This is a genomic window from Agriterribacter sp. (assembly GCF_035444585.1).
In the GTDB taxonomy this organism is placed as follows: Bacteria; Bacteroidota; Bacteroidia; order Chitinophagales; family Chitinophagaceae; genus Agriterribacter.
Map to the genome: position 1 here is coordinate 1 of NZ_DAOMOZ010000144.1, position 12,797 is coordinate 12,797.

At 45.3% G+C, this 12,797-nt stretch carries 12 protein-coding genes and 3 pseudogenes; 13 read left to right on the forward strand and 2 right to left on the reverse strand.

Features of this window, described 5'->3' with window-relative positions:
- The 3 genes from PLH26_RS14750 to PLH26_RS14760 form a co-directional block, all read left to right on the forward strand.
- A partial coding sequence (locus PLH26_RS14750; protein ID WP_324586797.1) for a TolC family protein occupies nt 1-1,365 on the forward strand: 1,365 nt, incomplete at its 5' end.
- 17 nt (nt 1,366-1,382) lie between these two features.
- Nucleotides 1,383-2,789, forward strand: a complete 1,407-nt coding sequence (locus PLH26_RS14755; protein WP_324586798.1) for an efflux RND transporter periplasmic adaptor subunit — start codon at nt 1,383-1,385, stop codon at nt 2,787-2,789.
- Nucleotides 2,790-2,827: 38 nt separating this feature from the next.
- Nucleotides 2,828-3,865, forward strand: coding sequence for an NAD(P)H-dependent glycerol-3-phosphate dehydrogenase (locus PLH26_RS14760; protein ID WP_324586799.1), 1,038 nt, complete (start codon nt 2,828-2,830; stop codon nt 3,863-3,865).
- Nucleotides 3,866-3,867: 2 nt separating this feature from the next.
- Here PLH26_RS14760 and PLH26_RS14765 read toward each other — a convergent pair whose 3' ends face one another.
- Entirely contained in the window at nt 3,868-4,482 is a 615-nt protein-coding gene (locus tag PLH26_RS14765) for an HAD family hydrolase (RefSeq protein WP_324586800.1), read from the reverse strand.
- Nucleotides 4,483-4,562: 80 nt separating this feature from the next.
- On the opposite strand from PLH26_RS14765, the gene PLH26_RS14770 reads away from it, so the two are divergent.
- Complete coding sequence (locus tag PLH26_RS14770; RefSeq protein WP_324586801.1) at nt 4,563-4,937, forward strand: VOC family protein; 375 nt, start codon at nt 4,563-4,565, stop codon at nt 4,935-4,937.
- A 27-nt stretch (nt 4,938-4,964) separates the two neighbouring features.
- On the opposite strand, the pseudogene PLH26_RS14775 reads toward PLH26_RS14770, so the two are convergent.
- Nucleotides 4,965-5,267 (reverse strand): annotated as a pseudogene (locus PLH26_RS14775) (DUF6088 family protein); the annotation flags it as partial.
- Nucleotides 5,268-5,304: 37 nt separating this feature from the next.
- On the opposite strand from PLH26_RS14775, the gene PLH26_RS14780 reads away from it, so the two are divergent.
- From PLH26_RS14780 to PLH26_RS14820, 9 genes and pseudogenes are all read left to right on the forward strand, one after another.
- Complete coding sequence (locus PLH26_RS14780; RefSeq protein ID WP_324586802.1) at nt 5,305-5,469, forward strand: hypothetical protein; 165 nt, start codon at nt 5,305-5,307, stop codon at nt 5,467-5,469.
- Between the two features lie 113 nt (nt 5,470-5,582).
- Nucleotides 5,583-6,449, forward strand: a complete 867-nt coding sequence (locus tag PLH26_RS14785; RefSeq protein ID WP_324586803.1) for an OmpA/MotB family protein — start codon at nt 5,583-5,585, stop codon at nt 6,447-6,449.
- Nucleotides 6,450-6,624: 175 nt separating this feature from the next.
- Nucleotides 6,625-7,731, forward strand: a complete 1,107-nt coding sequence (locus tag PLH26_RS14790; protein WP_324586804.1) for a transglutaminase domain-containing protein — start codon at nt 6,625-6,627, stop codon at nt 7,729-7,731.
- A 39-nt stretch (nt 7,732-7,770) separates the two neighbouring features.
- A pseudogene (locus PLH26_RS14795) lies at nt 7,771-7,971 on the forward strand (hypothetical protein); the annotation flags it as partial.
- 138 nt (nt 7,972-8,109) lie between these two features.
- A complete protein-coding gene (locus PLH26_RS14800; protein WP_324586805.1) occupies nt 8,110-9,597 on the forward strand; it encodes a sulfatase family protein in 1,488 nt (495 codons plus the stop codon).
- A 96-nt stretch (nt 9,598-9,693) separates the two neighbouring features.
- The gene (locus tag PLH26_RS14805) at nt 9,694-10,200 is read left to right on the forward strand and encodes a DinB family protein (protein WP_324586806.1); all 507 of its coding nucleotides are present in this window, start codon (nt 9,694-9,696) and stop codon (nt 10,198-10,200) included.
- Between the two features lie 214 nt (nt 10,201-10,414).
- Nucleotides 10,415-11,269: an alpha/beta hydrolase fold domain-containing protein gene (locus PLH26_RS14810; protein WP_324586807.1), complete on the forward strand. Its 855-nt coding sequence runs from the start codon at nt 10,415-10,417 to the stop codon at nt 11,267-11,269.
- 67 nt (nt 11,270-11,336) lie between these two features.
- The gene (locus tag PLH26_RS14815; protein ID WP_324586808.1) at nt 11,337-12,263 is read left to right on the forward strand and encodes a sugar phosphate isomerase/epimerase family protein; all 927 of its coding nucleotides are present in this window, start codon (nt 11,337-11,339) and stop codon (nt 12,261-12,263) included.
- Nucleotides 12,264-12,322: 59 nt separating this feature from the next.
- A pseudogene (locus PLH26_RS14820) lies at nt 12,323-12,797 on the forward strand (hypothetical protein); the annotation flags it as partial.

A 12,797-nucleotide genomic window follows, 5' to 3' on the forward strand; every position in this document is an offset into this window, starting at 1 on the left:
TGCGTGGAATATGCGCTTACCAATAATGTTTCTGTAAGGCAGGCTGATATCCAGGCACGACTTTCAGCCATAGCGCTTAAACAGAGCAAACTTCAGCAAATACCTTCACTCAGTTTTTCCGGTAACCACGGTTTTTCATTCGGACGTTCATTGGATTACTCTACCAATGTATACACCGACAATAATGTAATGTACCAGCAAATGGGATTGAACGCCCAGGTTAATTTATTCAACTGGAACAGCCAGAGAAATGCGATAAAATCAAATGATTATAATTACCAGGCCGACGAAGCGGCGATAGATAAAGCAAAAAATGATATCGCGTTGAATGTTGCCCGCCAGTACCTGCTGGTGCTTTTGGATATTGAGCAGGCAGAAGTAACAGATATACAGCTAAAGCAGAGCCAGGCCCAGTATCAAAATACACGCAAGCAGGTAGATGCCGGGGCATTACCGGAATTGAACGCGGCTGAACTGGAAGCCCAGGTTGCCAGGGACAGCGCCAACCTTATCACCGCCCTTACACAGGTAGAGGTAGATAAGCTTACCCTGAAAGCACTCATCAACCTTCCGGCCGATGCTGTGTTTGAGCTGGAAGTGCCGGCGGTGGAACAAATACCGGTAGACAATATTCTTGAAATTTCACCGGCGTTGGTGTATGGTATGGCAATACAATCGCAGCCACAGATTAAAGTGAATAATTTACGCCTCCTGGCCTCGCAAAAAAGCTATGCATCAGCCAAAGGACGACAGTATCCCTCTATTTCATTGTTCGGGCAACTGGGAACAGCCTTTAACAGTTCTTTTAAGGCCATCAACCAGGTTAACCTTGGCGACCAGCCTACACCAGCCTACATTCTTAATGGCTCAGATAAATTGTATGTGTATTCGCCCCAGTCGGATGTTGTGACCAGTAAAAAAAGCTTTGGTCAGTTGTGGGATGGATACGGCGCCCAGGTGAAAAATAATTTCGGACAGGGAATAGGCATTGGCTTAAGCATTCCCATTTTTAACGGCTGGTCGGCTCGCGCTGATATAGAAAGGGCGAAATGGGATATAAAGAACAAAGAACTGTCAATTGAGCAGGATACGCTTCAATTAAAGCAGGATGTGTATACGGCATACAACCAGGCGCTCGGGTCGTTTCATACATTCAGTGCCAGACAAAAAGAGGTTGCCATTGCTGAACGTTCATTTGACCTCGCTTCCAAAAGATACGACATTGGTGTGATGCAAACCATCGAATGGCTTACCAATCAAACCAATTTATACAATGCACGGATAAATGCGCTTATTGCCCAGTATGATTATGTATTTAAAATGAAAGTACTTGAATTTTATAAGGGACAGGGCATCAGGTTATAACTTCTAAACTACAACACATGAATAAAAAATTGCTGTGGATCATCATTAGTCTTGTAGCATTGGTAATATTACTGATAGTATTGAAAAAAAACGGTGTGATAGGCAAAGAAGAAGGAATAAAAGTCTCTTCCGAAAAAGTTATACGCAGGAATATTACGGAAATTGTAACAGCAAGCGGCAAAGTATATCCCGAAATAGAAGTGAAGATCAGTCCTGATGTTTCAGGTGAAATAACGGAACTGAACGTGGAAGAGGGCGATAGCGTAAGAAAAGGGCAGATACTGGCACGTATATACGCTGATATTTATGCTACGCAACGCGACCAGGCTGCAGCGCAGGTTGCCGGTCAGCAGTCGCTGGTATCCAATGCGCAGGCACAGTTGGAAGCAATGAAATCTTCACTCGATCTTGCCAAACTTAACTTCAACAGGCAAAAGCAATTGCTCGACGATAAAGTAATTTCAAAGGCAGAATTTGAACAGGCAGACAATACTTTAAAAACGGCGCAGGCCAATTATGAAGCTGCATTGCAAAGCGTTCACAACAACCAGGCACAGGTACGAAGCGCCACTGCCAATTTGCAAAAAGCCAATAAAGACCTGAGTCGAACGGCTCTTATATCACCCATGACAGGCGTAGTGTCGTTGCTGAACGTAAAAAAGGGCGAAAGGGTAGTTGGTAACTCAATGATGGCAGGAACTGAAATGATGCGCATAGCAGACATCAGCGTATATGAAATAAGAGTAGAAGTAGGTGAAAATGATGTTCAGAAAATTGACCTGGGTGACACAGCTGTTATTGAAGTTGACGCATACAACAACCGAAAATTCAACGGCATTGTTACCCAAATTGCCAGCAGCCAAACAGGCGCAGCTTCACAAACAGCATCTTCGCTTACTTCCAGCACAGATGTTACAAATTATGAAGTAAGGATCCGTATCGACCGCGATTCTTATGCCGATCTTTTTGATCCTTCCAGGCCTAAAAAATTTCCCTTTCGCCCTGGTATGAGCGCCAGTGCCGATATACAAACCAGAACACACAGGGACGTACTTTCTGTTCCGATAAACGCAGTGACCACACGTGATAAAAAAGATACAGCAAGTGAAGGTGCTAAAAACAGGGATGTTAAAAAGCCGGGCAATACCGCTCCGGAGAACAATAGCACAAACGGCGATAATGCACCTGCCTTTGCATCGGATGACCTGCTGGAAGTGGTATTTGTTCTGCAAAAAGACAATACCGTAAAACTGGTTACCGTAAAAACAGGCATTCAGGATATTAACAATATTGAGATAACAGAAGGCTTGAATGAAGGAGATGAAGTGATAACAGGACCTTATACTATTGTGAGCAAAACACTCAAAAACAAAACAAAAGTAAAAGTAGTTCCCAAAGAACAATTGTTTGAAATAAAGAATTAAAAGTTTGAGGCCTACTTTTGGGACTCAAATTTTTTATTATGCAGTTTGGTATTATCGGCAGCGGAAGCTGGGGAACAGCACTGGCTAAAATGCTCACAGACAACGGGAACCACATTAACTGGTGCGTTCGCAATGAAACCGTGGCAAAGCATCTCCTGAAAAGGCAGCACAATCCCAACTATCTGCAATCCGTATCTTTCGACGCCGGCCTGCTTTCCCTGTTTACGCATGCCAGGCAGCTTTTCTATGCATCAGATCATATCATTATCGTTACGCCATCGGCCTATGTAATACAACAGTTTGCCGGTATTACAGCCAAAGACCTGGCAGGGAAAAAAATAATCTCCGCTGTTAAAGGTATGTTGCCACAACAGAACCTGCTCCTGAACGATTACCTGAAGAGGAAATTTGATTTTGGCATTGATAATTATTTTACCATCATGGGACCATGCCATGCCGAAGAAGTAGCCGCCGAAAGATTATCCTATCTTACTTTTTCCGGAACAAAACAGGCGGCCACGAAAGCCATTGCCGGTAATTTTGCTACTCCTTATATCAATACCATTATTAATCATGATATATATGGCGTGCAGTATGCCGCTATACTCAAAAACATTTACGCTGTAACAGCGGGCATGGCGCATGGTCTTGGCTACGGCGATAATTTTTTAAGTGTGCTGATCGCCAACAGTGCAGATGAAATGGCAGGTTTTTTACGCAAAGCAGGTATCAGAAATATAAAAGTAGGCGTGCATACAGCAGCCAGCGCACTGCAACAAAAAAAATCACCCAACTATGCCGCATCGGTTTATTTAGGCGACCTGCTGGTGACCTGTTACTCGCTGTTCAGCCGCAACCGCACTTTCGGCGCCATGATCGGCAAAGGTCATTCCGTTCAGTCGGCCCAAACAGAAATGAATATGGTAGCAGAAGGCTACAATGCCGGACGCAGCATTCATGAGCTGAATAAAGAGATAGGTGCGGATATGCCTATCGCGGAAAACATTTACCAGGTGCTGTGGAAAAAGCTCTCACCCCGGATAGCTTTCAAATATATTGAAGACAGCCTTGTATAAAACTATAAGCTAATGTCAAGAATGGACATGCCGGGCTTAATATGTATTCCTTTTAAGCCCGCGGATTCAGCACCCTCAATATTCAGGATCGAATCGTCTATAAAAACCGTTTTAGAAGGGTTGAGATCATTTTCCCTGATGATATGCTCATACGATGCCTTATCGGGCTTGCGCATACCGAGGGTATGGGAGTAATAGGCTTTGTCGAAAAGTTCGTCGAAAATTTTTCCATTGAACTTATCTGAGTATGCTTTTCTGAAAGTTGTTAAATGCAGCGCGTTGGTATTGCTGAAGAGGAATAAGCGGTATTTGTTTTTTAGCCTGTTCAATAAGGCGATCCGTTCTTCCGGAAAATGCCCGAGCATTGCATTCCATGCTGCTATGAGATCCTCATCTTTCAGGGGCAGACCGGCCAGTTTTTTCAGTGCTTCCAGGAATTCGGTATCCGTTATGCTGCCCACTTCATATGCTTTAAAAAAGGAAGAAACATTACCGCTGCGGAAGAGCGTATTGTAATCCTTTACACCCAACGCCGTAAAATGCTGCTCAGCGCGGGGCATGTCCAATGTTAGTATTACACCTCCCAGGTCGAAGATCAGGTTTTCAATATCTTGCATGGGCTAAAAATACGGAGGATTTCATGAAAATACGGTAACCACTTACTTTTGTACCGATCGGATAACCAAAAATTATTATCATGAACATTCCAAACGGTCACCAGCAGCTAATGCCGTATTTGATATTGGAGCATCCCCGGGATTTTATCCGCTTTGCTTCAACCGTATTTGATGCTGTGCTCACCAGTGAGCATTTAAGAGATGATGGTGTTACCATTATGCATGCCGAAGCGAAAATAGGTGAGTGCACTGTTATGTTTGCGCAGGCCACGGAACAGTGGCCTTCACAAACAGCTAACCTGTTTATATACGCTAATGATACTGATAAAAGCTATGCAGCAGCGCTTGAAAACGGCGGTATATCGGTAATGGAGCCGTCAGACCAGAGCTACGGGCGTGCCTGTGGCGTTAAAGACCCTTCGGGCAATACATGGTGGATCACAAGTATTAAATGAATAACGAGGTGCCATTTAAATATGTGATCAGTGCGTTTTTTCTTTCTGCCTGTAGTACCATTCCAGCGCCTTAACATTGCTGCCACAGCTTTTCATGCTGCACCAGCGGCGTTTGCCGATTTTTATTTTGCGTGCAGAGCCGTCCGTCACATAAACCACGTTCATCGGCACTTGTGCAGAAAGCCCCAAGCGATTTTCGGCATATGCTCCTGTGGGAAAAATCTTTGCCCTGTTTCGCTTGGCAATGGCAATAGCAACTGCATCAATGCCTGGTGTAAGTTTGCCCAATAATTTACTGATTTCAGGACGGTAATAAATACCCGGGGCAAGGCGTTCTACTTCACCCGATTAATGCTGAATGCCATGCATGGCTATTATCCCAATAACCTGCAGAGCGTATTTATGGATGAAAAAAACCTTACTGCTACACGCGGGTGAAATGGGTAAGCAGGATGCTGCGTACAAAGCAACTTTGCTGGAGCACCTGACTAAGGAAGAACAGGCTGCTTTTGTGAATGTTAATTATGCCTGACCGCTACAAGCTTTTACGGTAAACGGATGTGCAACAGCAAGCAAGGGTTTGTTATCAGTTTTTTTACTTGTACTATCTTGCATGATATTTACCGATCGTTAAAAATTAATTTTATGAAATTTCGATTGCCACTTCTGACAGTAGTTGTTTCCCTTTTTCTTTTTTCATGCGTGAGCAGTAAAAAGTTCAAAGCGGAGCAGGCCAAAAATGAAGCCCTCAACACAACGTATGTAAATGTTCAGCAAACCCTGAAAGAATGTACGGATGCCAGGGATGCGGCTACCCGTAAGAACGAAGACCTACAGAAGGAAAATGATAATCTTAAGGAACAGGTAGCCTTCCTTAAAGAGAACAATACCCAGGCGCTGAAGCAACTGCAGGACCTATCTGTTATTTCTGCATCGCAGGCCGAAAGCATAAAGAAATCATTAGACAATATCGGGTCAAAGGATGTATATATACAGGGTCTGCAATCCGCCATTTCACGCAGGGATTCGCTGAACATGGTATTGGTAATGAACTTAAAAGGCGCCATTGGCAACCTCGACGATGAAGATATCAATATCAAGGTAGATAAGGGTGTTGTATATATTGATATTTCGGATAAGCTGCTGTTTAAAAGCGGCCGCTATGAGGTAACACCGCAGGCTAAAGTTGTTTTGGGCAAGGTGGCGCAGGTGTTGAAGAATCAGCCCGATATTGAATTTATGGTAGAAGGGCATACGGATAATGTGCCTTACCGCAGCGGGGTGCTGCTTGATAACTGGGACCTGAGCGTAAAACGGGCTACTTCTGTTGTACGCATCCTGCAAAATGAGTACCAGCTCGATCCTTCCAAGATGGCTGCAGCCGGTCGCGGCGAATACAAGCCCTTAACAGACAATGCCACAGCCGAAGGAAGAGCCACCAACCGGCGTACAAGGATCGTTATTCTTCCTCAGTTCGACCAGTTCTTTCAATTGCTTGAGCCGCAATCGTAGGAAATAAAGAACCAAGAACCAAATCACAAGTAACAAGCCCGAAGCCGGGAGTCGTAAATCCGAAGCGTAAAACGCCGGGTACCCGGCGCAAGGAGGGTCAGACCGCGTATAGGACGAAGCTCCAAATCACAAATAACAAGAACCAAACATGCTTTCTTTGTAATAACTTTAGGGTATGAAATTCGGCCTGCTGTTATATGGCATGATACTGGTTTGTGGCGTTGCAAAAGGGCAGCTTTGGGATTACTATGCAGTGCCGGGCAGGTTCACTGTTGTTGTGCCCGATTCCGCCAGCCGTTCTGCTGCTGCGCTGGCAGCATATATACAGCATCGTTATGATGCTCCAAAAGCGCAGTTGCAGGCCATTTATGGCTGGATTACTTCCAATATCCGCTATAACGATGACAGCTCTTATTATTTCAACAGGAGCGTGGATCATGAAACAAAAATTGCCGCTACGCTTCGCCGGAGAAAGGGCGTATGTGAAAATTATGCAGGACTGTTTGCCGATCTTGCATCAAGGATCGGGCTAACTTCCTATGTAATTTACGGGTATCCCACAGGTATTAGCACAAGGGGAAATACCGGGCATGCCTGGTGTGCCGTAAATTTAGATGATGAATGGTGGTTGTTTGATCCTACCTGGGATGCCGGCTTTCAGGGTGGCTTCCGGTATTTTATGGTCCATCCCGCCACGTTTATACAAACTCATATGCCTTTTGACCCTTTATGGCAATTACTGGAAAAACCTGTGGGTTACAGTAATGCTACGGCAAAGAATAAGGCGATTTTTCACTATAAAGATTCGGTAAAAGCCTTCCTGCAAATGGACAGCCTGCAGCAATACCTTGCCATTGAGCGGCGCATGAAAAATGCCGGTGCCAATAGTAAAATGGTTAAGCTGTGGCAGGGTTATAACCGGATGAACATTGCCATCATTGCCGGCGAACAGGATATGCAATTGTATAATGGCGCAGTAGATAACCTGAACGCTGCCGCGGATATCTTCAATTCGTTTGTACATTACCGTAATAACGGATTCATTCCGCAAAAGCCCGATGAAATGATAAGAACCATGCTGGAACCGGTTAGTCTGCTGATCGCCGAAGCAAATAAAAAGTTAGACGGGATGGGGCTGCTGACAGAGAATTTCCAGTACAATACGGAAGGCATCCGGAAACAACTGCATTCGCTCGGTAAGCGCAGCGAAGAACAGAAAGCGTTCCTTAAAAAATATCTTGCAGCCGGCCCCGGCGAAAGGCCCCAACTGTTTTACCGGTAAAGAATAAAGCAATGAACAGGATATTTCTTTGCCTTTGAAGGCAAGCGGTATTTCAACCTTAATCGCTGGGGTATATTACAAGCTGCAATACAGCCTCAATTGGATTTTTTAAATCTGGCTTCCCCTGCACAGCGACTTATTACACATCCTGTTACCAACAAAAAATACTATCTCTATCCCATACCTGAAACAGAATTTATAAATAATGCCAGCCTGGGAGAACAAAATCCGGGGTATTAATATTCCTGTGCACAATTTTGAAAACCCAATCCACCCGGGGCAACACAACCGTTGTTGTCCCGGTTACTTTGCAAACCACAGAATAGTCCGTAAAAGCAGCGATTGTTATAACTTTATCTGAAGCTCAAAGAAAATGCAATGCAATCCATAAAAAGCCTTACAACCCTTGCTGTTTGTTTTCTGGCTGCAGTAGTAGCGCAGGCACAGCAGAAGCCCAATATCATCTATATTCTTGCTGATGACCTCGGTTACGGCGATGTGAGTTGCTTTAATGCCGGCTCAAAGCTACATACCGTTAACATTGATAAAATAGCGGCCGATGGGATGAAGTTTACGGATGCACACAGCAATTCCGCAGTGTGCACCCCCACCCGGTATGGTATACTCACCGGCAGGTACGCGTGGCGTACAGGATTGCAAAACGGTGTGCTATGGGGGTATGATACCATGCTCATAAAAAACAACAGAACTACTTTGGCTTCTTTATTAAAGCGCAACGGATATCGTACCGCTTGTATCGGTAAATGGCATCTTGGACTTGACTGGAAAAAGAATACATCGGGTGAGTTTGATTTTTTTCAGCCGCTTACAAATGGCCCGGTACAGGTTGGCTTTGATTATTTCTACGGCATACCCGCATCGTTAGATATGCATCCTTATTTCTATATTGAAAACAACAGGGTAACGGCAACTGCTATTGACAGCACGGCCGGGAACAGCGGCAAAGGATTCTGGCGGGCAGGACCCGCGGGAAATGATTTCAGGCATGAAGAAGTGCTTGACAGGATCACAGGCAAAGCGGTAGATTATATATCCCGGGAGGCAAAATCGGGCAACCCGTTTTTTCTTTATTTCGCGCTCACCTCCCCGCATACGCCTATTCTTCCGGCTCCTTCCTACCGGGGAAGATCCGGTACGAATGCTTATGGAGATTTTGTGCTGATGACAGACGATATGGTGGGCAAGATCCTGGATGCGGTAAAGGCGGCCGGTATTGAAGATAATACGATCATTGTTTTTACCAGTGATAACGGCTGTTCCCCTTCCGCCGGCTTTGCGGAGCTTTCTGCTGCCGGCCATCATTCCAGTTATGTTTACCGCGGGGCCAAAGCCGATATATTTGAGGGCGGGCATCGCATACCTTTTATTGTTAAGTGGCCCGCAAAGGTCAGAGCCGGATTGGAAACAACCGCAACCGTATGTCTCACAGATTTCATGGCAACCCTTGCAGACGTGTTTCAGCGACCGCTAAAAGATAATGAAGGCGAGGACAGCTTCAGCCTGTTGCCTTTGTTGTTGAAAGAAAAGGGCTATGCCAGAACAAGCATTATTCACCACTCTATTGATGGAAATTTTTCTATCCGGAAAAACAACTGGAAGCTGGTTTTTGCACGGGGATCCGGCGGGTGGAGCCCGCCTACCGAAAAGCAGGCAAAGGCGCAGGGTTTGCCCAATCTGCAATTGTACAATTTAACAACAGATACCGGAGAAACGAACAATGTAGCCGCAGGTCATCCCTCCATAGTAAGGGAATTGTCGGCTACTATCGAAGCCATTATTGAGAATGGGAGATCAACAAAAGGGAAAAAGCAACCCAACGATACCGAGGTAAATTACAGGGAATAAATATTTTTTTGCCAAAAAACCGGCTGCCATAGGGTTGTCACTCTGCCTTGTTTTCTTTGTATGGTAAATCAATAATAAACCATAAAATTGAAAACAATGACAAACAGTAACCAGGCAATAGCAACCGGATTCCCGATTGTTATCACACCGGAAGCACTGCTCGAACACTGGCAGGGGCACAGGCGGCTCACCCGTAAAATGATAGAAGCGTTTCCCGACGACAAATTGTTTACTTATTCCGTTGGTGGCATGCGCCCGTTTTCGAAACTGGTGATGGAAATACTTGCTATGGCGGTGCCGGGAATAAAAGGCCTGATTACGGGCAAGTGGCAAAATTATGATGAAGCATCTGTGGCAGCCCCTGCTTCAAAAAAAGAATTGCTGGAACGCTGGGATGAAACAACCGAAGCGTTGAATACACTTTGGCCACAGATACCCCCGCATCGTTTCCTGGAAACCGACACGGCGTTTGGTCAATGGGAAGGCACCGGTTATTACTTTATATTCTATTTTATTGATAACGAGATCCACCACCGCGGGCAGGCTTATGTATATCTTCGTTCACTGGATATAGCGCCTCCCGCTTTCTGGGACAGGAGCTGATGGGTTTACAGGTGCCGGGATTATATTTTTTTATGAAGGGCTATAGCATTTGTTGTACAGTAAATGTTATAGACCTTCCTGCATAAAAACATATGGTCAGTGTTATAAATTCGCTATAACGGGAGAGGAGCGGTAAGTGTGTCTGATGCTTTTGTTTACATTTGAGTATTTAAAGATACTGCACGCCGTTGTTACGCATGATAAACGATAAATAATGAACAGAAAGCGCTTCCTGTTTTTACTTGCTCTTCCTTTTGTTTTGCTGTGCTGCCAAAAGGAAGCTGAAGCGCCTGATGTAAATACGCCGGCTCTTAGCTATACCGATATGGCTTACGGCAATGATGCGCGGCAGGTGATGGATATCTTTCTGCCCGAAGAAAGAAGCGTGGAGCACACAAAGACCATATTCATTATTCACGGCGGGGGATGGACGGAAGGCAATAAAAGCGATATGGCGGAAGCGGTGACATACCTTAAAAAAGAACTGCCGCAATATGCTTTTGTGAACATAAACTACAGGCTGGCGTCCAATAATGCGGTAAACGTATTTCCTGCGCAGGAAGAAGACATTAAGGCTGCGGTGAATTTTTATTTAAACAGATCTGCCGAATACCTGGTGAGTGAAGATATTGTGATGGGAGGAGCGAGCGCCGGCGCACACCTGGCTATGCTGCACAGCTATAAGAATGACCCCGGCAGGCATGTAAAAGCGGTAGTTGATTTTTTTGGTCCCACCGACCTGGTGGCCTTATGGAATGAAGGTGTAATACAGCAATGGGCCTTATCTGCAGCCATAGGCAGCCTGTATACCGATGACCCGGATATATACGTGAACAGTAGCCCTCTAAATTTTATTACGGATCAGAGTCCGCCTACCATTGCCTTGCAGGGAGGCGCCGATATCATTGTTATTCCCGCTCAAACAACGCTTCTTATTGACAGGCTCAATGAAAAGGGTGTGAAAAATGAACTGGTGTATTATCCCCTGGAATCTCACGGATGGACCGGAGTTAACCTACTGGATTCTTATAGCAAGATCATTGCTTTTATAAAGGAAAATGTGGAGTGAAAAAATATGATTCGTCTTATGCTCCCACTCAAAAAATACTTACCTTAAGTTTTCATTCTATCATTTTATGCTTAACAGAAGGGAACTTTTAAAACTAACAGGTGCAGCGGCTTTAACAGCCTTTATACCTTCCTTTATCAAAGCAGGCGCCAACCACGCCGATGGGGCATTTCGCTTTTGTCTTAATACCAGCACCATCAGCGGACAAAAGCCGGGATTGCTTAAATCGCTGGAAGTCGCATCTGCCGCGGGCTACGATGGCGTGGAATTGTGGGTGAGCGATATAAGAGATTATCTTAAACAGGGAAACAAAGCAGATGCACTCGCAAAATTCATTGCAGATCACAAACTTACGGTGGAAAATGCGATCAGTTTCACTCCATGGATGGTGGATGATACCGCTAAAAGAAAGGCGGGATTGCAGGAACTGGAAGAAGAGATGAAGATACTGGCCGCCCTGGGTTGCCGCCGCATTGCGGCACCACCTTCAGGTGTTGAAAAAGATGAGCCGGTAGATTTCCGGCAGGCAGGTATTCGTTACCGCGAGATACTGGAATTGGGAAGAAAATATAAGGTAATGCCGCAATTAGAATTCTGGGGCGCTTCGGGTACACTGTATACTTTGGGCCAGGCATTGGCCATTGCCGCTGCTGCCAATGATCCCGACGCACGGATACTGCCGGATGTATACCATCTTTTCCGCGGCGGTTCAGGGTTCAACGGGTTGAAGCTGGTGAATGGAAAAGCCATTGAGATCATTCACATGAACGACTATCCCGGCACCAAACCTGTAAACGAACAAACGGATGCCGACAGGGTATACCCGGGTGATGGGGCGGCGCCGCTTCATGAGATTTTGCAGGAACTCCGGGCCATGGGCGGCACAAAAGTGCTTTCGCTGGAATTGTTTAACAGAACGTACTGGGCCCAGGATCCTCTACTGGTGGCCAAAACAGGCCTGCAAAAAATGAAGACATTGGTAAATGCGCTATAATATTAACCTGCATGAATGCACAATATGGAGTGCATTGATAAAATAAACAACAAGCCGGTATGAAAAAATTAGGCACCCTCTTTTTATGTATGTTGCTGGTCTGTTGTGGTATGGCGCAGCAGGAAAAGCAAAAAGATATAGCCGGTATGATCAATGATGCCCGCATCCTGCGCTCACTGATGCAATCGGACCCTCACCGCCCCATCTATCATTTTGTAGCCCCGGAGGGTCATGCCATGCCCTTTGATCCCAACGGCGGCATTTACTGGAAGGGGAAATACCACCTGGGACATATCTATCAGAAATTACGGAACGGTAAAATGGAACATGTATGGGGACATGCAGTGAGCACCGACCTGTTTCACTGGACCTTATACCCCGATATGCTGGATGTAAAAGACGGCGATATGGAAGAAGGTATTTTCAGCGGTGGTGCATTCTTATCAAAAGAAGGTATCCCGCATATCATGTATCATGGCCAGGGCGCTTCGGCAAACATGGTGGCATATGCAACAGATGATGATTTGAAAGTAT